The organism is Acinetobacter sp. 826659 (assembly GCF_000588515.1).
Classification (GTDB): domain Bacteria; phylum Pseudomonadota; class Gammaproteobacteria; order Pseudomonadales; family Moraxellaceae; genus Acinetobacter; species Acinetobacter pittii.
In genome coordinates this window covers 16936-38804 of record NZ_JFYD01000005.1, presented here as the reverse complement: position 1 = coordinate 38804, position 21869 = coordinate 16936, and the positions used below count along the sequence as shown (strand labels likewise).

General features: G+C 38.7%; 21 protein-coding genes. 5 read left to right on the top strand and 16 right to left on the bottom strand.

Annotated elements, in window-relative coordinates:
* Positions 1–49: 49 nt before the first annotated feature.
* From arsH to J663_RS11185, 4 genes are read right to left on the bottom strand one after another with little or no spacing between them, the layout of a single operon-like run.
* Positions 50–763, bottom strand: a complete 714-nt coding sequence (gene arsH / locus J663_RS11200) for an arsenical resistance protein ArsH (RefSeq protein ID WP_005069734.1) — start codon at positions 761–763, stop codon at positions 50–52.
* Complete coding sequence (gene arsB, locus J663_RS11195) at positions 750–1796, bottom strand: ACR3 family arsenite efflux transporter (protein ID WP_033849753.1); 1047 nt, start codon at positions 1794–1796, stop codon at positions 750–752. Before arsB ends, arsH begins: the two co-directional genes overlap by 14 nt.
* A 10-nt stretch (positions 1797–1806) precedes the next feature.
* Positions 1807–2280: an arsenate reductase ArsC gene (locus J663_RS11190; protein ID WP_033849751.1), complete on the bottom strand. Its 474-nt coding sequence runs from the start codon at positions 2278–2280 to the stop codon at positions 1807–1809.
* A 4-nt stretch (positions 2281–2284) separates the two neighbouring features.
* A complete protein-coding gene (locus J663_RS11185) occupies positions 2285–2614 on the bottom strand; it encodes a metalloregulator ArsR/SmtB family transcription factor (RefSeq protein WP_033849748.1) in 330 nt (109 codons plus the stop codon).
* A gap of 84 nt (positions 2615–2698) precedes the next feature.
* Here J663_RS11185 and arsC point away from each other — a divergent pair, with 84 nt between their 5' ends.
* Positions 2699–3127 (top strand): arsenate reductase (glutaredoxin), encoded by a 429-nt coding sequence (gene arsC, locus J663_RS11180; RefSeq protein ID WP_033849746.1) that lies wholly within the window; start codon positions 2699–2701, stop codon positions 3125–3127.
* A gap of 68 nt (positions 3128–3195) precedes the next feature.
* Here the strand turns inward: arsC and J663_RS18950 are convergent, their stop codons facing one another.
* From J663_RS18950 to J663_RS11165, 3 genes are all read right to left on the bottom strand, one after another.
* Positions 3196–3357, bottom strand: a complete 162-nt coding sequence (locus J663_RS18950) for a DUF1427 family protein (RefSeq protein ID WP_000784879.1) — start codon at positions 3355–3357, stop codon at positions 3196–3198.
* Positions 3358–3413: 56 nt separating this feature from the next.
* Entirely contained in the window at positions 3414–5288 is a 1875-nt protein-coding gene (locus J663_RS11170; protein WP_014206512.1) for an amidohydrolase, read from the bottom strand.
* Between the two features lie 109 nt (positions 5289–5397).
* A complete protein-coding gene (locus J663_RS11165; protein ID WP_001043290.1) occupies positions 5398–6084 on the bottom strand; it encodes a hydrolase in 687 nt (228 codons plus the stop codon).
* Between the two features lie 197 nt (positions 6085–6281).
* On the opposite strand from J663_RS11165, the gene J663_RS11160 reads away from it, so the two are divergent.
* Positions 6282–7172: a LysR family transcriptional regulator gene (locus J663_RS11160; RefSeq protein ID WP_005802433.1), complete on the top strand. Its 891-nt coding sequence runs from the start codon at positions 6282–6284 to the stop codon at positions 7170–7172.
* A 40-nt stretch (positions 7173–7212) separates the two neighbouring features.
* On the opposite strand, the gene J663_RS11155 is transcribed toward J663_RS11160, so the two are convergent.
* On the bottom strand, positions 7213–7962 hold the full coding sequence (locus J663_RS11155; RefSeq protein WP_081404709.1) for a GntR family transcriptional regulator: 750 nt from the start codon (positions 7960–7962) through the stop codon (positions 7213–7215).
* A 401-nt stretch (positions 7963–8363) separates the two neighbouring features.
* Here J663_RS11155 and J663_RS11150 point away from each other — a divergent pair, with 401 nt between their 5' ends.
* Positions 8364–9833, top strand: coding sequence for an NCS1 family nucleobase:cation symporter-1 (locus J663_RS11150; RefSeq protein ID WP_033849740.1), 1470 nt, complete (start codon positions 8364–8366; stop codon positions 9831–9833).
* A complete protein-coding gene (locus J663_RS11145) occupies positions 9830–10564 on the top strand; it encodes an aspartate/glutamate racemase family protein (RefSeq protein ID WP_033849737.1) in 735 nt (244 codons plus the stop codon). Before J663_RS11150 ends, J663_RS11145 begins: the two co-directional genes overlap by 4 nt.
* 67 nt (positions 10565–10631) lie before the next feature.
* Here the strand turns inward: J663_RS11145 and tauD are convergent, their stop codons facing one another.
* Genes tauD through tauA form a run of 4 tightly spaced genes read right to left on the bottom strand, consistent with a single transcriptional unit; the run spans position 10632 to position 14232 of the window.
* Positions 10632–11513, bottom strand: a complete 882-nt coding sequence (gene tauD, locus J663_RS11140) for a taurine dioxygenase (protein WP_033849736.1) — start codon at positions 11511–11513, stop codon at positions 10632–10634.
* An 8-nt stretch (positions 11514–11521) separates the two neighbouring features.
* Entirely contained in the window at positions 11522–12391 is an 870-nt protein-coding gene (gene tauC, locus J663_RS11135) for a taurine ABC transporter permease TauC (protein WP_033849734.1), read from the bottom strand.
* Positions 12388–13182 carry a taurine ABC transporter ATP-binding protein gene (locus tag J663_RS11130; protein WP_033849732.1) on the bottom strand — a complete coding sequence of 265 codons (795 nt, stop codon included), beginning with the start codon at positions 13180–13182 and terminating at the stop codon, positions 12388–12390. The genes tauC and J663_RS11130 overlap by 4 nt, the downstream gene beginning before the upstream one ends.
* 9 nt (positions 13183–13191) lie before the next feature.
* Positions 13192–14232, bottom strand: a complete 1041-nt coding sequence (tauA, locus tag J663_RS11125; protein WP_025469831.1) for a taurine ABC transporter substrate-binding protein — start codon at positions 14230–14232, stop codon at positions 13192–13194.
* Between the two features lie 441 nt (positions 14233–14673).
* Between tauA and J663_RS11120 the strand changes: the two genes are divergently transcribed.
* Positions 14674–15858, top strand: coding sequence for a hypothetical protein (locus J663_RS11120; protein WP_033849730.1), 1185 nt, complete (start codon positions 14674–14676; stop codon positions 15856–15858).
* A 60-nt stretch (positions 15859–15918) separates the two neighbouring features.
* Here the strand turns inward: J663_RS11120 and J663_RS11115 are convergent, their stop codons facing one another.
* The 4 genes from J663_RS11115 to J663_RS11100 all read right to left on the bottom strand — a co-directional run bounded on the left by J663_RS11115 (position 15919) and on the right by J663_RS11100 (position 21397).
* Positions 15919–17385, bottom strand: coding sequence for an MFS transporter (locus J663_RS11115; RefSeq protein WP_033849728.1), 1467 nt, complete (start codon positions 17383–17385; stop codon positions 15919–15921).
* A 194-nt stretch (positions 17386–17579) separates the two neighbouring features.
* Positions 17580–18971 (bottom strand): LLM class flavin-dependent oxidoreductase, encoded by a 1392-nt coding sequence (locus tag J663_RS11110; protein WP_033849727.1) that lies wholly within the window; start codon positions 18969–18971, stop codon positions 17580–17582.
* A 177-nt stretch (positions 18972–19148) separates the two neighbouring features.
* Positions 19149–20444: an acyl-CoA dehydrogenase family protein gene (locus J663_RS11105; RefSeq protein WP_033849726.1), complete on the bottom strand. Its 1296-nt coding sequence runs from the start codon at positions 20442–20444 to the stop codon at positions 19149–19151.
* Between the two features lie 134 nt (positions 20445–20578).
* Positions 20579–21397, bottom strand: a complete 819-nt coding sequence (locus J663_RS11100; RefSeq protein ID WP_033849723.1) for a hypothetical protein — start codon at positions 21395–21397, stop codon at positions 20579–20581.
* Positions 21398–21869: the final 472 nt, after the last annotated feature.

Sequence of the window (21869 nt, the reverse complement as noted above, 5' to 3'; positions counted from 1 at the left end):
GCTAAGCAATAAAAAGTGCCCCGAGTGGAGCACTTTTTTATGAAACTGTTTATTTTTGATTTACTCGTTTTGACAGCTCTTCTGCTGATTCTTTGCGCTCAGAATAGCGATCTGTCAAATACTGTTTTTGCCCACGTGTTAATAAGGTGAACTTATACAATTCTTCCATAACATCAACGATTCGGTCATAGTAAGAGGATGGTTTCATACTGCCATCTTCTTCAAACTCTAAAAAAGCTTTAGCAACCGAAGACTGATTTGGGATGGTAATCATGCGCATCCAACGCCCTAAAATACGCATTTGATTGACCGCATTAAATGACTGCGAACCACCACTAACTTGCATGACTGCTAAGGTTTTACCTTGAGTTGCACGGATTGCTCCGGCTGCCAAAGGAATCCAGTCAATCTGGGCTTTTAAAATTGAACTCATTGCACCATGACGTTCAGGTGAGCACCAGACCATACCTTCTGCCCAAGCCAAAAGCGCATGTAATTCTTGAACTTTCGGATGATCAGTTCCTGCATCCTCAGGTAAAGGTAAACCTTTAGGATGAAAGATTTTGACTTCAGCACCTAGGTATTCAAGGATTCGACCAGCAGTCAGCACAGCAAAACGACTATAAGAACGTTCACGATTAGAACCATATAGCAATAAAATGCGAGGTGGATGCTCAAGCTGCTGTGCTTGCACTTGCTCAAATGTAGGCTTATCAAGAAGATCTAATGCTACATTTGATAAATCATTATTAAGACTGTTCATCTGAGAAATACTTTTTCTTTAACCAAAGAGAAACGGTAACGAGTGAAATTAAAACGGGAACTTCAACCAATGGTCCAATCACTGTGGTAAATGCCACAGGTGATGCCAAACCAAATGTTGCAATGGCAACCGCTAAAGCTAACTCAAAATTGTTACCAGCCGCAGTAAACGAAATAGCAGTGGTACGTGGATAGTTATTCCCCATACGTTTACTCATAAAGAAGCTAATGAAGAACATCACCACAAAGTAAATCGTCAGTGGGATTGCAATACGTAATACATCTAAAGGTAAGCTCACTACATCACCACCTTTTAGGCTAAACATCGCCACGATTGTAAAAAGTAAAGCAATTAAACTAATTGGACTAATTTTTGGTAAAAATTTAGTTTGATACCATTCCAACCCTTTCGACTTGACTAAAATCAAACGCGTCAAGAAGCCCATCAAAAATGGAATACCCAAGTACACCAAAACCGCATGTGTAATAGTCCAGAAATTCACATCAATGACTTGCCCTGCCACACCAAAATAAGGCGGCAAAAAGGTTAAGAACAACCATGCGTAGGTACTGAAAAATAAGATTTGGAAAATACTGTTAAATGCAACCAACGCTGCAACATATTGGTTATCACCACAAGCCAGACCATTCCACACCAAAACCATTGCAATACAACGTGCCAAACCAATCAAAATCAGGCCTGTCATGTATTCCGGATAACTATGCAGAAAAACAATCGCAAGAATGAACATTAAAACCGGTGCAATAATCCAGTTCTGTACCAACGATAAAGTTAAGGTTTTCTTATCTTTAAATACTTCTGGTAACGCAGCATAATCAACCTTTGCTAAAGGTGGATACATCATCAAAATTAAGCCGATTGCGATCGGAATATTAACGTTATCTACACTCATTCTGTTCAAAGAAACCGAGGCTTGAGGAAAGAACACCCCAATTGCTAAACCTAAAGCCATGGCAATAAAAATCCATAGCGTCAGGTTACGATCTAAAAAAGAAAGCTTTTGCTTAGTCATCTCGGCTCTCTTACTCAATATGAGAGATTTTATTAATCTCAGCAATCAAATGTGAACGGCTTAAGTTCGCAACATCAAGTGCAAACAATGCATCTAAACGACGGTTGATATGATCTACAGTCTCTTGGAATGCTTTAAGCTTTTCTTCTTTCGGCAAGTCTAAGTGAGATGGGTCACTTAAACCCCAATGTGCTTTGATTGCGCCACCTAAATAAAGTGGGCATGCTTCTTGTGCAGCAGAATCACATACTGTAATCACAACATCTGGTTGATACTGCTCGCAGTCATCAATAGTTTTACTCCATAGCCCATCTGTTGAAAGACCTAAGTTTTCAAGTGTTTCAATGGTTAATGGATGTACCTGTCCTGATGGTTTACTACCAGCGCTATAAGCTTTCCAACCTTTTGGTGCACGGCTGTTAAATAAAACTTCTGACAAAATGCTACGGCAACTGTTTCCAGTGCATAAAAATAAAAATTTCATGGCCTCACCCACAATAGGTAGAAATAGAAGAAAACTGTGAAGATGATTGATTCACTAAATTTTCATCTTGGTTTGCTATAGTTTTCAAAACTTCAACAGCCCAATTGGGTAAATCTGGATTGACGCTGTAATACACCCATTGCCCCTGTCGTGCATCAAGTAAAATGCCATGAGTTCTTAATAAGGCTAAGTGTCTAGAGATTTTCGGTTGGCTCAACTCAAGCTGTTCTGTTAGCTCACAAACACAAATATTTTGTTTATTTAGAACTAATTTAAGAATATTTAACCGAGTTTGGTCAGATAGACATTTAAAGAAATCGACTTGGTTGATCATATCTTCAACAGAATATATTCGTTATTGCAAATATACGGATATCCATATATAAATACAATATCTTAATTTGACAATAAATTTACCATGACTGAGCTAGTGAAGATTTATCATAACCCTGCTTGCGGAACCTCACGCAATACATTGGCGCTTATTCGTCATGCAGGAATTGAACCTATCGTTATTGAATATTTGCAAACACCACCAAGTAAAGATGAATTGATTCAACTCATTAAGGATTCAGGCTTAACTGTACGTGAAGCAATTCGTAAAAATGTTGATCCCTATAAAGATTTAGAGATAGAACAAGATCATTGGACCGATGAACAGTTAATTGATTTTATGGTTCAGTACCCAATTTTAATTAATCGCCCATTTGTGGTTACACCAAAAGGCACGCGACTTTGCCGCCCTTCTGAGATTGTATTGGATATTTTAGATACACAAAACTTAAGCTATTTTGCAAAAGAAGATGGCGAAGTAATCATTGATGAACAAGGCCGCCGTATAAAATAATTGAAGATATTTATTAATATAAAAAGCTAAATGGCATGGCACCATTTAGCTTTTTTGAATGAAATGGATTAAAAATAGGATTTGATAAAAGGAAGCAGTTGCTCTCCTATTACCATGCCTAATAAACCGACTAATGCAACAAGAGGTGGAGCTGGTGACTTAACATTTAAAACATAATATAAGACACCAACAAGCAACCCTACAGCCAAAGATAACAAGTACATTTTCATCGTACATACCTTAGAGAATCAAGCCATTTAATCAGCAGGTTCCCATACTGTTTTATTTAAAATGCAAAACACGAGCACCCAAGTGCGCCCCAGAAAGATTTTTTGTCCTTATCATTTACAGGAACATCAAGCATCCAAGCGTGGCTGTGTCCATGCATTCCACAGCTGCTAGCACATGCACACAATGCACTTTGTGACTGTAATGATTGATTGGAAGGAGCATTACGGTTTTCAGATAAACGCCACTGACCACCGAAGCGTTTTACCGGCGACCATGTTGGAGATGCTGGCGGTAACGGCGGATCATCTTGCTTAAACTCTGCCCCTGCGTACACCACTTTGCCGCCTAAAACAGTGAGTACAGACTCAATCCACTGGATATCTTCTGCTTCAACTTTGAAGTAATCATCTGACAACACAACTAAGTCGGCAAGTTCCCCTGCTGTTAGTGAACCTTTGACATCTTTTTCACCTGAGAACCAAGCTGAACCTTTAGTCCAGAGTTTAAGTGCTGTTTGACGGTCTAATAGATTTTTTTCATCATAGAGTGGTAAACCACCGACTGTTTTACCAGTACTTAGCCAATACAAACACACCCAAGGGTTATAAGATGCAACACGAGTCGCATCCGTTCCCGCACCCACAGGTACACCGAGTTCTAACATTTTCTTAACGGGTGGCGTTGCCTGAGCAGCCTCAGCACCGTAGCGTTTTACGAAAATCTCACCTTGATATGCCATACGGTGTTGAATAGCGATACCGCCCCCCAACGCACCAATACGTTCAATATTGCGCTCAGATACAGTTTCGGCATGGTCAATAATAAATCGTGTCGCAAATGGCTGTTTTGAATTTACTTTTTCAAATACATTCAGTAAGCGATTAATACTTTCATCATAAGTTGCATGAATACGGAATGGCCATTTCTTTTCAGCCAAGTGTTCTACAATGGCTTCGAGTTCGCCTTCCATTTTTTCTGGTAAATCTGGACGTGGCTCATAGAAATCTTCAAAGTCACCCGCTGACCACGTCAGGTTCTCACCTGCTCCATTCATTCTAAATAGCTCATCACCATCACCCGGAAATGTCATTTCTGTCCAACGGCGATAATCATCAAGCTCTTGGCCTGCTTTTTGAGCAAATAGGTTATAAGCAATACGTACGGTCATTTGATTTTGATCGTGCAATTGCTTAATCACATCATAATCTTCAGGATAGTTTTGCCCACCGCCACCTGCATCAATTGCTGAAGTAATGCCTAATCGGTTCAGTTCACGCATGAAATGACGAGTTGAATTGACTTGATCTTCAACTGGCAATTTCGGCGCTTTACCTAAAGTCGAATATAAAATCATAGCGGATGGAGTTGCGAGCAACAGACCTGTTGGCTCACCTTTTTCATTTCGTACAATCTTGCCACCTGGTGGGTCCGGTGTATCTTTGTTAAAGCCTAATACATCAAGTGCAGCTCGGTTCAACAAAGCACTGGCATATAGATGTAAAACAAATACTGGAGTATCTGGTGCAGCTTTATTAATTTCCTCTAAAGTCGGTAAACGCTTTTCGGCAAACTGGAATTCAGTCCAACCGCCTACGACACGAACCCATTGTGGAGCTGGAGTATTGTCTGCTTGTTCTTTGAGTAAGCGTAACGCATCGGCAACGGATGGCACACCTTCCCAGCGCAGCTCCATATTGTAATTTAGGCCACCACGAATAATATGCAAATGACTGTCATTTAGACCTGGTATAACGCGACGGCCATTTAAATCTACAACTTTGCTTGTTGGTGTTGCGAGCTTCATAACCTCATCATTTGTACCCGTGCGTAACACTTTACCATCTGCAATCGCAATTGCTTGTACTTCTGGACTTTTGGGGTCTAATGTTGTGATTTTACCGTTTATGAGTATGAGGTTTATTTCGGTCATTCTGAACTCCATTCTTGTGAATTATCGTTCTAAAAAATAAAGGCATATCTGTATTAATATCACTTAAATATTGAATACTAGACATGCCTTTACCTAAATCAGTAGTGTTTTATTTTGCAGGAACTGGTGCAAGTACTTCATGTTTTGATGTTGTACGCTCAGGTGCCTTATGTACCATCGTATAAGCATAATCCACACCCATACCGTAAGCACCAGAGTGTTCACGGACAATCGCCATAACTGCATCATACGTATCACGGTGTGCCCAATCACGCTGCCATTCAAGTAATACTTGTTGCCAAGTTACCGGAACAACACCAGCTTGAATCATACGTTGCATGGCATAGTCATGTGCCTCTTTCGATGTACCACCTGAAGCATCCGCGACCATATAAATCTCATAATCCCCTTCAAGCATCGCACCAAAAGCGAAGGTGTTATTACACACTTCAGTCCACAAACCTGAAACAATCACTTTTTTACGATTATTTTTTGCAAGCGAATCACGTACTTTTTGGTCATCCCACGAATTCATTGAAGTACGTTCTAGTAATGGAGCATCTGGAAATACATCTAAAAGTTCTGGATAGGTATGACCAGAGAAGCTTTCAGTTTCAACCGTTGTAATGGTGACAGGAATATTGAATGTTTTAGCTGCTTTTGCTAATCCTACAGTATTATTCTTTAATACTTGGCGATCTATTGACTGTACCCCAAAAGCCATTTGTGGCTGATGATCAATAAAAATAACCTGACAATTGGTTGGTGATAGTTGTTCTAAAAGTGATTTATTCATGGGTAAACTCCATTATTCCTTATGAGTAATGCATCAAAATTGCTTACTGGTTATTATGAAAACAGATAAAAATGTAAAAGCATAGACAGCAAATCAGCACGAATCTGTATTCTGTACGAATACAATCAAAACAATGATTGCTTTTTAATTTTTATAGTTTAATCATTGATATATATTTTTTTACCTTTCGCTTATCCATGGATCGATTAGACTGTATTTCCACTTTTGTAAGTGTTGTAGAACATGGGAATTTTAGTAGCGCAGCCAGAGCACTCGATATTTCTCGCGACTTAGTTGCCAAACGTGTTTGCTACCTCGAAAATGACCTCAGAACCACACTTTTAACTCGAACAACAAGACAGATGAACCTCACCTCTTGTGGGGAAAAGTTTTATCAACATAGCAAAGTCATTTTAAGTGAGTTCGAATGGGCTGCCTATGAAATTAGCTATAATCAGCAGTACCCTGAAGGCGAACTCAAGCTCAATACACCAATGTCTTTTAGCAACATTTTTCTTCAACATATCATTTCGGACTTTATAGAGAAATATCCCAGCATCAAAATTGATTTATTCATGACTGATCAGCTATTAGACATGAATAATAATAAATTTGATTTAACCATTCGTGTAGATGGCTCTCCTCCTAATTTGGCAAATAGTAAAATATTAAATACCTATCAACGATATTTGTATGCAACACCTGAGTATTTTAATCAGCATGGATTGCCAGATTCATTAGAAGAACTTAAAGAACATAAGTTTCTAATTTACTATCAGGATAGCCGACATAAGAAGTTGATTTTCCAAAAAGATCAAAAAGAAGTGTCCTTTAATTGCTTCCCTGTGATGACCTGTAATAATGGTGAATTATTATTAGATATGTGTTTGAAAGACCACGGCATTGTTTTTCTTCCAGAGTTTATTGCAGAGCCTTATTATAAAGAAGGTAAATTACAAAAATGTTTGGAGGACTACACCAGTCAGCCGCTTCACCTATATGTTACATGGCCAAACCGTAAGATTTTATCGAAGAAAGTAAAATTATTTATTGATTTTCTAACACGTCAAATCGTTCCTATAAAATAACCAATCCGGGCCTTTTCCATAGGAAATTGGCCCATGATTTTCAGTTAGTTTGACTGATTTCAATCTTCTTATTTTTAAATAAATTTAATAAATTTTGTTCTGCTGATGCTGTGCTGTCTTGTTCAATAAATGTGGTCGCGTAGTTTTCTAAATGCTCTTCCATCAATTGAGTGGCTCGTTTTTCATCGCCTTGTTCAATCGCATCTAAAATTGCACGGTGTTCATCTGCCGAACAATTATTATGTTTTGGAATTTCATATAAGCCAATTAATAATGAAGTCCTTGCAATAAGCGTCTGCAAATAACTGGTCATAATCGTATTTTGATTTGCTTCAATCAGCTTTAAATGAAATTGCCCCGATAGCTTAATCCACTCGGCCCAATTACCAGCTAAACGCTCATGAGACTCTTGATCTACTAAGCCTCGAAGCTCACTAAAATCTAGGTTATGTGACTTTTGAGCTAATTTTTTTACAGTGGCGATTTCAAGCATGCTGCGTGCTTCAAAGACCTCTTTTGTTTCATGAGCGCTATGTTTTGCGATGAGTGCCCCACGATTGGGCTGAATTTCGATGACCTTATCATGGGCAAGTTTCACGAAAACACGTCTTAACACTCCCCTCGTTACACCAAATGCCTCACACAAAGGTGCTTCAACTAAACGTGCGCCAAGAACGAGTTGTCGATTTAAAATAGCATCTACAATAGCGTTATATATATGGTCATCAATTTCATCATTGCTCATTTCTACGGCTTTTTTTGGTGCATTTGATGGCATTGATTTCTCCATTTTTATTAACGCCTCCTCTTTCTAAAACTTTATCTAATAACTGTAGTGTAAGTTTAACTTAAGCGTTTTGGAATATTGCTCTCATTTCCAAAACACTAATGTTGAGCTAAACAATTCAATATTAGACTTCTAAATATCCACTTATACACCTAACTTTACTTACTTTTTATAAAAAATTAAGCACTTCTCATTTTATAAATTTGTCTCTTCATATCCAAAATTCATACCAGTTTAAATAACTCATAAGCGCTACTTCTTAAATTTGGCATAACTTTTGCTCAATTAAAATTGTGCACAATATAAATATCACATTGTGCACAATTTTAATTTCATTCTTTTAGCCAGAATTTCAAGCTGCTGAAGAACGTGCCAGCCCAACATAAGGGAAGTGAGTGTTCAAGATGAATAATACCGAAGCAATAATTAAACCTTCTTATGATGCAAAACTGACAAATCAAGACTTAGCTCCTTTAAAGAAGCAAACATGGGGCGCTTATAATATTTTTGCTTTCTGGATGTCTGATGTTCATAGTGTCGGCGGTTATGTCATGGCTGGGGGCCTTTTTGCACTTGGGCTCAATAGCTGGCAGGTACTTCTCTCTTTACTCATCGGCATTGCCATAGTACAGTTTTTTACAAATCTGATTGCCAAGTCTAGCCAACAAACAGGCACGCCCTATCCTGTTATTTGTCGTGCCACTTTCGGTGTGCTTGGTGCAAATATTCCTGCTGTTATTCGGGGTCTTATCGCTGTTGCATGGTATGGCATTCAAACCTATTTGGCCTCAAGTGCATTCTTATTAGTCATTTTAAAGTTCTTTCCAGAATGGTCACCCTATGCTGATGTTTCAACTTACGGCTTTCTTGGGCTTTCCTATTTAGGATGGGTTGGCTTCATGCTGCTTTGGTTACTGCAAGCGATTGTTTTTTGGTCTGGCATGGACAGTATTCGCAAGTTTATTGACTGGGCAGGCCCAGCTGTCTACGTAGTTATGTTTGCGATGGCAGTATGGCTCATCTGGAAAGCTGGCTGGCAAAATATTGATTTAAACTTGAGTGGTGTTCAATACGACGGCTTTGCGGTTGTACCTGTCATGATTGGTGCTATTGCGCTTGTTGTCTCATATTTTTCAGGGCCGATGCTGAACTTTGGTGACTTCTCTCGTTATGGTAAAAGTTTTAACGCGATTAAAATGGGCAACTTTCTTGGCTTACCGATTAACTTCTTAGGCTTTTCTTTACTTACTGTGGTGTGTATTGCAGCAACGCTTCCAGTGTACGGCAAGCTCATTACAGACCCTGTCGAGATGGTCGGTAAACTGGATAACACATTTGTAATCATTTTAGGTAGTTTGACCTTAATGATTGCCACCATCGGGATTAATATTGTCGCTAACTTTGTTTCACCTGCCTTTGATTTTTCCAACATTTCACCGAGCAAAATTAGCTGGCGCATGGGTGGAATGATTGCAGCAGTTGGTTCGATTTTCATTACCCCATGGAATTTGTTTAATAATCCTCAAGTGATCCATTACACCATTGATATTTTAGGCGCATTTATCGGTCCACTTTTTGGCGTATTGCTCGCCGATTTTTACCTCGTTAAAAAACAAAAAATCGTGATAGATGATTTATATACTTTAGATACTAAAGGCTTGTATTGGTACAAAAATGGATATAACTACTCTGCCTTTTATGCCTTAATTCCAGCTTCATTAATTCCTATTCTCTGCGTACTTTTACCACAACTGTCTGGGCTGGCTAATTACACATGGTTTATTGGGATGGGATTCGGTTTTGTCATTTACCGATTTCTTAACCAACCGCTTGCCCATGCTAAATCAGCAATGACTAAGGTAAAAGTACAATGAAAATTAAAATTATTAATCCCAATACTACTCAAAGCATGACAGACAAAATTGCTGCATCAGCAAAGATAGTCGCAGGTTCTGGTACTCAAATTATTGCAGTGAGTCCTCAAATGGGCCCTGCAACGATTGAAAGTTATTATGATGAGGCTCTAAGTGCCTTAGGTGTGCTAGAGGAAATTCGCCAAGGTGAACAGCAAAATGTAGATGCCTATATCATTGCCTGTTTTGGTGACCCTGCACTTTATGCTGCCCGTGAAATCACTTCGGTACCTGTGATTGGGATTGCCGAAGCAGCTATGCGAACTGCAAGTTATGTCAGTACCGGTTTTAGTGTGGTCACAACCTTACAACGCACAGTGAATATGAGCTGGCATCTGGCTCATCGCTATGGGGCTACGCCATTTTGCAAAAATATTCGAGCTTGTGATATTGCAGTTGAAGAGTTGGAGCTTCCTGACTCAAATGCCTACCGAATTGTCCGAGATGAATGCAAAAAAGCACTAGCGGAAGATAAAAGCGATACGATTGTTTTGGGCTGTGCAGGTATGAGTGATTTATGTCTAAAGCTACAAAACGAGTTGGGAGTGATTGTTATTGACGGCGTTGCTGCAGCCGTTAAACAAGCTGAAATGTTAGTTCAGTTAAATTTAAAAACCAGCAAAGTTGGTGATTGGGCCTCACCTCCTGTAAAGAACTACACAGGCATATTGTCAGGATTTGGAATGAACTAAAGAGTTATTGTTTCAATTCCAACTCAAAACGCTACGTTGGAATTGAAACAAAGAATAATTAAAGGAATTAAGCCTCTGCTAACTCTGGCTGTTGTTCTTCTTTATAAAACGGCACATCGCCATTAATAGTTGCGCGGTGCATAATTCGATGGGCGTCGCCATAATCAAATAATGCTTTATGTTGTGTGCAACGGTTATCCCAAATCGCGATATCACCATCTTGCCACTTCCAACGCAAATGAAATTGCTCTTGGGTCGCATGTTCAAACAAGAAATCAAGTAATTGCTCACTTTCTTGTTCAGGTAACTCATTAATGCGAGTGGTAAAGCCCTCACTTACAAACAACAAAGGCTCACCTGTAACAGGATGGGTACGCACCACTGGGTGAACCACTGGTGGGTTACGCTTAAATGTTTGCAAAAGCTTTTCACGTTCTTCTTCGTTATGGGCAAAACGTTCAAGTGGAAAAGACTTACGAATATCGTGTGTTGCAGTTAAGCCACGTAATTTTTGCTGTAACTCAAGCGGAAGCCCTTTAAAAGCTGCTGTATTACTCGACCATAATGTATCTCCGCCTACAGGTGGAATTTTAATGGCTTGCAACACACAACCTAAAGGTGGAGTTTTACTGAAAGTCACATCTGTGTGCCAAAGTTCATTGTCACGCAAATCTTGTTTCCAACTGTCGAGCACCATCACCTCAGGTACATCTTCAATTGAAGGATAAATCGGGTGCACATGTAAGGTGCCAAAACTACGTGCCAAGTCTGCTTGTGCTTGTGGTGCTAATTGTTGCTTTCGAAAAAAAATGACCTGATGATCAAGCAAAGCCTGCTGGATTTGTTGCGTTGTCTGTTCATTTAACGCATTCAAATCAATATCGTGAATAATTGCGCCAATGGTAGGCTTGATCACTTCAATATTTAAGTTTGCTACTACTGTATTCATCTTCTTTACTACAACTGCTGACCATACCAAGGAGAAAACTGTTTTTGCAACCAACGTAAAAACAGCTCAAAACTAACTGCGACAATCGCAATCACAATAATGCCTAGAATCACCGTATCGGTAATTAAGAACTGTGCTGCCGATTGCACCATAAAACCAATACCACGGTCCGCTGCAACCAACTCTGCTGCAACTAATGTTGACCAGCCCACCCCAAGACCAATACGAATACCAGTAATAATATGAGGCAAAGCGGTTGGTAAAATGACATGCCAAAAGACTTGTGACTGACTTGCCCCTAATGACAATGCTGCACGTTCACGATTTAGCTGATGGCTTAATACACCATGCGCACTACTAATAATGACAGGTGCCAAAATCGAGAAGAAAATCAAAAGTACTTTTGTGGTCTCGCCAATACCGAACCAAATAACAAGTAAAGGCAAATAAGCTAACGGTGGAATTGGACGTAATAATTCAACTAAAGGATCTAGAACAGCACGAACCCATTTGTTCAGACCCATCCACAAGCCTAGCGGAACGCCAATCACCACGGCAGCAATCAATGCTAAAAACACACGCGAGATACTAGCGGCCAAGTGTTGCCACAAAGTCGCCTTCATAAAGCCTTCTTGGCTGACCGATATAAATTTTTGCCAGACTGCCTGTGGACTCGGCAAAAACAGTTCAGGTACAACATGCAAAGCAGTAATGAGAAACCAGAGTGCAACTACACTTCCCACACTAATTATGCTGACCGCCACAGTTCGATGCTTCTCAAAAAATGACGATAGAAATGAAGCATTTTCTGTTTGCACATCTGGCTTAAGTTTTAGCTCTGCTTTGTCATATTCATAGACGTTATCTTTAGTGTTCATGTAGGTAACGCCTCCTTACCGCTTTGTTTTTGTGCCCTTAAACTTTCAAATAACTGTTCTCTGAGCTGAATAAATTGAGGGTCCGATTTAATTGAGCGAATAGACTCGCCCTGACGATATCGTTTAGCAAAATCGAGATGTAGAGTTTCTACAATTTTGCCCGGATGCGCTGTCATCAGTACTAACTGATTGCTGAGCAATAATGCTTCTTCAATGTCATGAGTAATCAAAAAGAAGCTTTTATTTTGTTGAATCCATAAATCGAGCACTAACTGCTGCATGTTTTCACGCGTAAAAGCATCTAATGCGGCAAAAGGTTCATCTAATAAAATAAACGGCGCGTGACTGATCAAAGCTCTGGCAATACCAACACGTTGTTTCATACCACCGGAAAGTTCCCAGATATTGGCTTTTTCAACGTGACTTAAACCCACAATTTTTAAAATTGCACTCACTTGTTTCTCGATCTCTGCACGCTTTAAACCTTTTAACTGCAAAGCGAAGCCAACATTATCTGCAACATTCAACCAAGGAAGTAAGGCGTGATCCTGAAATACAACAGCGCGAGTTACATCTGGTCCAGTTACCACTTCATGATTTACAAGCACATCACCTGAACTCGGCTTTTGAAAGCCTGCCAAGATATTAAGCAAGGTTGTTTTGCCACAACCAGACTCGCCCAAAATTACGGTTAAAGAACCTTCTTCAATCGTTAGGTTAATGTCTTGTAAAACTGGCTTTTGCTGTTTAGGAAAAGTCAGATGAATATGTTTGGCTTCTAATACACTCATGACAACTCCTTAAGGCTGCAAAAATGAAGAATTCACATTGCCTTTATAATCGGCTTTAAGTTGATCGACTTTGCCCTGACCTTTTAAGAATTTCGCCGTATCAAAAATATTTTGCGCAAATTCACCATCTAACGTTTGTTTTTGCTGAGCATGATCAAGATAAATATTTCCACTTAATAAAAGCGGGATATCTTTTGGATCAGAACCTGTGAGCTGGGCAATTTTTTGCACGTTATCGGCATCTTTAACGTAAGCGGCTGGGTCTTGGTTATATTTTTCAAGCTGCTCAAGTGTGGTTTGCACAAAAGCTTTTAAAAAGTCAGGATTTTTCTCTGCAAAATCTTTACGCACAACCCATAAGTCATAAGTTGGGGCACCCCATTCACCGACTTGTTTCGAGTCAGTTAAAACCGTACCAGATGCTTTGGCTTTACTTAAAGCAGGTTCCCAAACATAGGCAGCATCAATATCACCACGTTCCCATGCAGCTGAAATTTCAGGTGGACGCAAGTTAATAATTTTTACTTTGTCTTCTGGAATGTTCCAATGTTTAAGTGCAGACAAAAGGCTGTAATGGGTTGTTGAAACAAATGGTACAGCAATGGTTTTGCCAATTAAATCTTGAGGGCTTTTTATGCCTGATTTATTACTTACCACTAATGCTTCAGACCCACCAAGTTTTGAAGTAATTAAGAATACTTCAATCGGTAAATCACGGCTTGCGGCAGCAGCAAGTGGACTTGATCCAATATTGCCCAGTACCACATCACCTGAAGCAAGTGCATTTACAACATCTGAACCCGCATCAAATTTTTTCCATTGAATGGTACGTTGACTATGTTTTTCATAGTCTCCATTCGCCTGTGCAACTTTGCTTGGGTCAACTCCGGTTTGATAAGCAATCACGACAGGTTTGTTGTCACGAACTGAAGCACCCGTATTATTATCTTTCTTATTTTGCCATACGATAAATGCAACAATTGCTACAACCACAATTGCCGTGATAATCAACGGTTTGGTTTTTGTGCTCATAATTTCATGATCTTTCAATAATATAAGCCCATGGTATGCAGCCGGCTTTATAATGAAAAATAAAAAAATATGAGTTGCTTATCTAATTTTTATAAATAACTTTTCCTTATAAGTTTTTATCTTTTGGTAAAAAGCAAATTCCAAGTAAACTTACAGATTAAAATAAAAATTAAAATACTTATATATCAATAATTAAAAACCATATTCACAAATCATATGATTAGGCAAGCCTGACAGACGACCTCTAAGTATTTTATCCTCTCATATTTGATCATTTTTATTTTTGCTTATTGCATCCAGAGTTTTGCATCTAATTAATTTTCTTTCTTTTATATAAAGTTCAGATTTTATTATCTTTTTATCTTAAAACCTCTGCAAATATTAAGATTTGAACAAATCTTTTTCTGGTTTATACATGACGCAAATTTAATTTTTATTTTTAAGAGGAGAAAAATTCTTTTGTTTAAACATTCTCAAATTTTGAAAAAAACATTAATTACAACATCTTTGCTTACATTCAGCTTTTCAAGTCATGCAGCGCTTACCTTTGGCAATGCTGAAGAAGGTGAACTTAAAGTGAGTGGTACTGTTCGGGCTAAATATATTTATGATTTTGACTCTGATCCCACTACCAGTAAATTTTCTTTTAATGACGCCGTATTATGGCTAGATTACAACTCCCCGAAATGGATTGGTCGTTTAGATTATCGGGTTTATGAATATTATGGCCGTTTAGGCGATGCCAATTGGCTTACCGATGCATGGATGGGTTATAAAATTAATGACAACAGTAAAATTATTGCTGGCTTAAACCCCGTTCCTTTTGGCTTGGGGCGCTTTTGGGGAAATACTTATTATTTAGGCATTGCCAATAGTGCTGGTTGGGAAGATGTACACAACCTTGGGGTGAAATATGATTTCAATGATGGAATCAATGAAGCACAACTCGCTTTTTATCCTACCGATGGTGGCACCTATAGAGGTAAAAGCAAAGACTCGAGTCGATTTAGTATCAACCCTGTCAATGCGGATGACTCTGTACCACAAGGCACCAATACTAAAGAAAAGAACTCGATTGTAGTTCGCGGTGCTCATACCTTTAAAAATGTCTTAGGCCAAGAAAATTTCTCTACCCAACTGGGCGCCTCTGCATGGTACTCCACCATTGAAAATAAGCGTTCAGGGCAAGATGGCGATCGCCAAGTCTATTCAGTTTTTAGCAATACCAATTATAACCAATGGAATTTACAGCTTTTGGCTGGTTATCAAGACATTGATAATGCCGACACCCAATATAAAGATCACCTGACTTTGGGCGGTTTCGATTATTCATTTAACTCTGCAACCAAAGGTCAGATTTACTCAGCCGAACTCAGCTATTTATTTCCTCAGCAGTTTGGCCCTATTACCTCTATTCGTCCTTACCTAAACTATAGTTCTTATAGAAAAGAGCAAGATGGCTTTAAAGACTCCACCCGTTTTATTCCCGGCATTGCCTTTAACTATCAAAAATTGACAGTACAAGCCGAGTTGCTGGTGGGTAAACATGATCCATATTTAGGAGACAGTGAAGGTCTTGCGGCTGGCGGAACCAATAATAAATGGAACAAAAAAGCATTTGTGATTTTTGCTTACTACTTCTAAATCCAAGAACAAAGGCCAACAGATGTTGGCCTTTATTTTATTTAGAGATTTTTTTTCACTCTAATCAATTACTGGTGAATTGTTGAGAGGAAGTTCTGTTTTATCTTCATCAATCACATCGACATCTTGGGCGGTAGGCTCAAACTTAATCAGTAGTCTAATCACAATTAAAGGAATAAATGCAAAGATAGAAATAATCAGGTAAACATCGGTTTTATATCCCGCCATCCAGATTGGTAAAACAAACAAAGCTATCGCTTGAGCAACACCTGTTACCGCACGGTTAAAGCCAACACCAACGCCACGAATCGAAGCTGGATAAGCCATGGTTGGATAAACCATCATTTGTGCCCCTGGCCCAAAGCCTTCGGCAAAAAGCCATAAACCGAGCATGCCAATTGCGGTATAGAGTAAAAAGCTATTACCGGGTTCACCAATTAATGCTAAGGCAATAAGGGCTATAAATTGGAGTAAAAAGCCTGTAAGCAACACATGACGAGATTTAAATCTGCTAGCAACAAATACGCCTAACAACCCGCCCGTAAATGCAAATAGTAAATTGAGTCCGAGCGTTGTAGTAATCGTCGTCAAGACATCGGTATGAAAGAAACGCGTTAAAATAGAAGGTAAAAAGAAAGCAATGGTCGTGTACTGAAATGCCACCGAAATGTGAATCACAATTGCCACAATCGTTCTTGGTAAATAGGTTTTATTAAATAAAACTGCAAAACCCTCGCGCTTTTTCTTTTCAGCAGTTCTTTCTACTTTTTCAACTGTAGCAACTGCATTAATTGCATAGGATTCTTGTAGAACTCGAGCAGCACCTTTTAAATCACCTTGGTTTGCAAGCCAGATTGGTGATTCAGTTAAATATTTACCGCGAATAAAAATAATGAGTAACGCTGGCACTGCTCCAAAAATTAAAGATGCTCTCCATATCCAGTTGCTATGCTCAGGGGGTAAAAGAAAATAAAGCGCCAGAACTAGGCCAAAACACACCGAAGAAGCGGCATACCACATTGGGCACCATGCGGCTAGACGCGCTGCCTTATTGCTACTACCATTAAATTTGGAAAACTCAGATAAGTATGACATTGCAACGGGTAAATCAATACCAACACTAATTCCCATAATGAATCTGGCTAAAATCAAAACCCATACATTCGGAGCAAAACCAGCGACAATTGCCGCAATGACAAACAGCACCATGTCCGCCATGAAGACCCGATAACGGCCAATTTTATCTGTCAGCCAACCACCAATCAGGTTACCCACAATGGTTCCGCAGACAATTGCTGAAGCCACCACACCAGTCATCACAGGGCTTAAAGAAAACTCTGAGATAACTTGCTCAATACCAAAGGACAGCGTTGTTAAATCGTAGGCATCAATAAACACCCCAATCAGTGCCAACCAAATAACTTTATTCGATTTACCCTTCCCTGCAAATTTGGAAATTAATTGTGAAACATCATCGGGAGATTTAATTTCATAACGATGGTTATGATCGAGTTCTTGTGTGCTCACTTAATAATTCCTGAATTTTAATAACAGGAACAAAATAATGATTATTCACATCATATAAAAACAAATTAATCTGATGTTTTAATCTAAATTATAGAATTATCTTTTCATTATTTACTCAGCAGTAAAACCGATATAAAAAGACAAAATAAAAGCTGGTATTTAACCAGCTATTTATTTAAAGGTTTTCTAAAATATTAACTCGCCTCAGCAAGTTTTAACTCTTTTAGATTACGATATTTTGCACCTCGGTGATTTTCAGGCCAATATGGCCCAGCACCAAATAGTTTTTCTCTTAATGTTCCTTGTGCATATGAGGTTTGATATACCCCACGTTTTTGCAACTCTGGCACAATAAACTCAACTACATCGGCAAAGGTTTGATGCGCCAAAATATAGGCAAGGTTGAAACCATCAATATCGGTATCTTCAACCCATTGCTGTAGAGCATCCGAAACTGTTTCTGCCGAACCCACTAACACAGGTCCATTACCACCTAAGCTGTTCCAATTTGCAATTTCTTCAATGGTCCAAACACGTTCTGGGTCCGCATTTACATAAGAATCTAATAAAGATTGAATCGCATTGGTTTGAATATATTCAACTTTATCCGTTGGTTGATATTGTGAAAAATCGACCCCAGACCAGCCAGACAGCAAGGTTAAAGCGCCGTCATAACTTCCATAGCTTTGATATTCTTTAAATTTAGCCTGAGCTTTTGCATCGGTTTCATCAGTGACAATCGACAAAAGTGCATAAATTTTAACTGAGTACGGGTCACGGCCTTCCTGAGCCAATTTCTGGCGAATGCCTTGTACCACTTTTTTAGTGGCAATTTTAGACGGCGCTGCAATAAATACACACTCGGCATTTTGACTAGCAAACTTCTGTCCGCGTGATGACGCGCCTGCTTGGTAAAGTACTGGTGTTCTTTGCGGTGATGGTTCACAAATATGGATGCCCGGTACAGTAAAGTATTTACCTTCGTGCTGAATTGGATGCACTTTTTTATGGTCAGCAAAGATACCGCTTTCACGGTCACGAAGTACCGAACCTTCTTCCCAAGAACCTTCCCAAAGTTTGTAAAGGACTTCTAAGTATTCATCAGCAATATCATAACGATTGTCATGATTGACCTGAGTTTTCAGGCCCAAGTTTTTCGAACCACTTTCCAAATAAGACGTCACGATATTCCAACCCACTCGCCCTTTGGTTAAATGGTCTAGCGTGCTAATACGCCTAGCAAAAGGATAAGGATGTTCAAAGGAAATCGAAGTTGTGACACCAAAGCCCAAATGCTTGGTGACTGCGGCCATCGCTGGCACAATCTGTAGCGGATCATTGACCGGAACTTGTACTGCACCGGTTAAGGCATGTTCAGCACTTTGATGATAAACGTCATAAATACCAAGCACATCTGCAATAAAAATACCGTCAAAAAAACCACGCTCAAGAATTTGTGCTAAATCTGTCCAATATTCTAAATCTTTATATTCAACAGATCGGTCTTGAGGATGACGCCATAATCCAGGAGATTGGTGGGCAATACAGTTCATTTCAAAAGCATTAAAACTAATTCTCTTAGTCATAAAATAACAACCAGCATTTTATTTAATTTTTATACTAAAGCAATTTTTAGGTTTTCTTTATAATATAAACCCCAAACAAAATATGATTTTATTCTAATAGGTTTTTATAATTTAATTTAAATAACCAAAATAATATTAAGCCACTAAAAATAGCAGCTTAATATCTAAAACTACAATTTATTGTTTAGCAACATTCCCTATTCGCCATTGATACGGTGGTAATGTGCCGTTCACACTAAAATCACCCACAATTCGATTTTTAAATACTCTCGGGTTGTGTGAAGATAAAGTCCGTACATTACGCCAGTATCGATCTAGGCCTAAATCTTTGTCTGTTGCAGAAGCACCTAAAGCATCAAATAAAATTGTAGAAGCATTTAAAATTAGATCGGTAATAACCGTTTGAGACTGCGCACTTTCAAGTTCGGCAAGCGCATTTTGCTCTTCTTCAAGCTGCTCATCATTTTGAAATGCAGCTAAGTAAGCACGTTGTAAGCTTTGTGCGACTTTTTCAACAATCGCCCCTGCACTGTAAGCCGCGGCACGGATTTGGCCTACTACTTGTAAAATTTGCGGATCCTGTTTTACAAATTGAGCATTCGCATGCGTGTAGTTTCGGGTACGTTTAGCAACAGCTTGAGAAACATCATAGGTTGCAGCACGTCCTAGACCTGTAATGATTGCCAGTTGGACCAGTTGATAGTAAGCCGCTGAATATTTAAAACGATCATCATCAGGTAAAATTTCAGTTTCATCGACTAATACATCATGAAAATATGCTGTACCACTTGCAGTGAGTTGCTGACCAAAGCCATTCCAGTCATCAACAATTTCGACACCTTCATCTTCACGGCGCACAACGACCGAGCCAGACTCACCCTTTAAATCTGTTACTCCCACATCTACCCAGTCTGCATATAGACTACCAGTGGTGTAATATTTTTTACCCTTAACACGAATTTTTCCGTCACTGTCTCGATACAAATGAGTTTCGAACTGATCAATTGACTCTTTCCCACCTTCAGACCATGCACTGCCTACTGTTTCCCCATTTGCAATTCGGCTAAGCCAACGCTGTTGAAACGCTTTGTCTTTACTTACTAAGACATCTTCAGTGAAACCAAAATGCACTCGCAAAGCTTGCGGTAAGTTTGAATCGGCTTCTGCAAGTTCAATGAGTAAGGCAAATAATTCAGGAATGGTTGCATCAAAGCCACCATGAGCTTTGGGAAGTCTTAGCCGTGTAAAACCAATATCCTTAAGCCACTGAAGTTGTTCATAAGGCAAAATATGCTGTTGCTCACGGATTAAAGCCCCTTCTTTAATACGGGCAAAAGTTGGTCTGAAATGTTGTGCCAACTCATCATAACGTGATGTAGGCCCTTCTCCCCACACGCGAGAAATGATTGAAGCTTGACTAAGGGCAGCGTGCGTTAATGAACCGAGATGATGCTCAAAATTTAAATTTGTCATGTAAGTAAAACCAATATTGCTTTGCTTTTACCATAAAATATTTATTTCACATGAAAACGATTATTTTTTTATAACTGTATTCATTCTTTATATAAGAACCTAAACACAAAGATAAAAAGCTCGTATCTCAAAGACTAAGACGCCTCTTTTTGCCGAACGCTCTGCTGGCTTTGGAGAAGTGTTTGTATATATTCTGAATAGACGGATAACTTTTCAAAAATATGTTCTGAATAAAACATATCATCAATTAGATGCGTCATTTGATGTGTCGTGAAAGTGTCACATAAACCAACCAACGCTGCGTTCATTTGAGCAAATTTCGCGCATAATTTGACATAAGTTTCATCTTTATTTTTGAATAATAATTTCCGCATTTCTAAGCTATTTAGGTTTTTTAAGTCATCATCTTTTGTGGTTTTAATCCAATAAATTTTGACCTTTAAAAATTGCTCCAGTGCTTTCAAATGCTCGACATCTACATCTAAACTCGTAATTAAAAAAACGGTAGAGAGATCACTTCGGCACAGTGCCTTGATTAGGCTTAAATAGATAAATTCAACTTCATTAAGCTCAGCCAATTCCAAGTCTATGTAGATTTTTAAGCTGTCTAAAACATCATCTACTTTGAATAGTGCTTTTTTCTCAGCTTGGTAATATTTATTAAGAATAGAAAGCACAGGCGTAGTCGCAGGCGTCGTATAAATAGCAGCCTTGTTTAAGTTGGCAAAAATAAATGGCGAAAATAGATAAGCCACACTACTTTGCTGTGGCTCAATATGAGATTGGATTAAATATACAGTTTCAGATTTAGAAAAGTCTCTGAGTACTTTCGCTCTTAATAAGGTAGCTTCAAAATTAACATAGGTCTGCTCTAACTGAGCCAATATAGATACAGGAATAGGCTGATTTTTAATAATTTTATGCAGGACATTGAGTTGAGAAGTAATAAACATTTTTTAACATCCAAGCTATTTTAGAAGAGCTACACTTAAATCAGGTCTTTAATAACCTACGTAACAACCAGACCTCACGCAAAACAACAAAGGAATAAAAGAGAAGAAACTATTCTGCGCTTATTACCCAAAGTCGCATTCGCTGTATTTTGGAGAGTGATTTTGGCCATTCGTAAATCTTGTTCATTTATTTTGGACTTTTGAAGAATGGATACATAGCTACAGATAATTGAAAAAAAACTATAGCACACCTCATGACTGCTCCAGACTGTTATAGTTTTATAAAAAATTTCTGTATCTACATATACAAAAATAGTAAGTGCATGATTAAGGAAACTTCTTAAGGTAGGTAGTTTTCATGAGACGATCTATTGCATATCGCCAGATATTTCATCAATGTTTCAATGCAACATGCTTTTTTACAAATGCAACATCAAGCATAAACTTTGTTAACAGATTGAGAACAATAAAT

Bases quoted from the DNA above. Each gene is read 5' to 3' on its own strand.
- J663_RS11165 (WP_001043290.1), bottom strand. From the start codon at position 6,084: ATGAATAAATCACTTTTAGAACAACTATCACCAACCAATTGTCAGGTT.
- J663_RS11170 (WP_014206512.1), bottom strand. From the start codon at position 5,288: ATGACCGAAATAAACCTCATACTCATAAACGGTAAAATCACAACATTA.
- arsH (WP_005069734.1), bottom strand. From the start codon at position 763: ATGAACAGTCTTAATAATGATTTATCAAATGTAGCATTAGATCTTCTT.
- J663_RS11100 (WP_033849723.1), bottom strand. From the start codon at position 21,397: ATGTTTATTACTTCTCAACTCAATGTCCTGCATAAAATTATTAAAAAT.
- J663_RS11145 (WP_033849737.1), top strand. From the start codon at position 9,830: ATGAAAATTAAAATTATTAATCCCAATACTACTCAAAGCATGACAGAC.
- J663_RS11190 (WP_033849751.1), bottom strand. From the start codon at position 2,280: ATGAAATTTTTATTTTTATGCACTGGAAACAGTTGCCGTAGCATTTTG.
- arsC (WP_033849746.1), top strand. From the start codon at position 2,699: ATGACTGAGCTAGTGAAGATTTATCATAACCCTGCTTGCGGAACCTCA.
- J663_RS18950 (WP_000784879.1), bottom strand. From the start codon at position 3,357: ATGAAAATGTACTTGTTATCTTTGGCTGTAGGGTTGCTTGTTGGTGTC.
- J663_RS11105 (WP_033849726.1), bottom strand. From the start codon at position 20,444: ATGACAAATTTAAATTTTGAGCATCATCTCGGTTCATTAACGCACGCT.
- arsB (WP_033849753.1), bottom strand. From the start codon at position 1,796: ATGACTAAGCAAAAGCTTTCTTTTTTAGATCGTAACCTGACGCTATGG.
- J663_RS11150 (WP_033849740.1), top strand. From the start codon at position 8,364: ATGAATAATACCGAAGCAATAATTAAACCTTCTTATGATGCAAAACTG.
- tauC (WP_033849734.1), bottom strand. From the start codon at position 12,391: ATGAACACTAAAGATAACGTCTATGAATATGACAAAGCAGAGCTAAAA.
- J663_RS11155 (WP_081404709.1), bottom strand. From the start codon at position 7,962: ATGGAGAAATCAATGCCATCAAATGCACCAAAAAAAGCCGTAGAAATG.
- J663_RS11130 (WP_033849732.1), bottom strand. From the start codon at position 13,182: ATGAGTGTATTAGAAGCCAAACATATTCATCTGACTTTTCCTAAACAG.
- tauD (WP_033849736.1), bottom strand. From the start codon at position 11,513: ATGAATACAGTAGTAGCAAACTTAAATATTGAAGTGATCAAGCCTACC.
- J663_RS11110 (WP_033849727.1), bottom strand. From the start codon at position 18,971: ATGACTAAGAGAATTAGTTTTAATGCTTTTGAAATGAACTGTATTGCC.
- J663_RS11160 (WP_005802433.1), top strand. From the start codon at position 6,282: ATGGATCGATTAGACTGTATTTCCACTTTTGTAAGTGTTGTAGAACAT.
- J663_RS11185 (WP_033849748.1), bottom strand. From the start codon at position 2,614: ATGATCAACCAAGTCGATTTCTTTAAATGTCTATCTGACCAAACTCGG.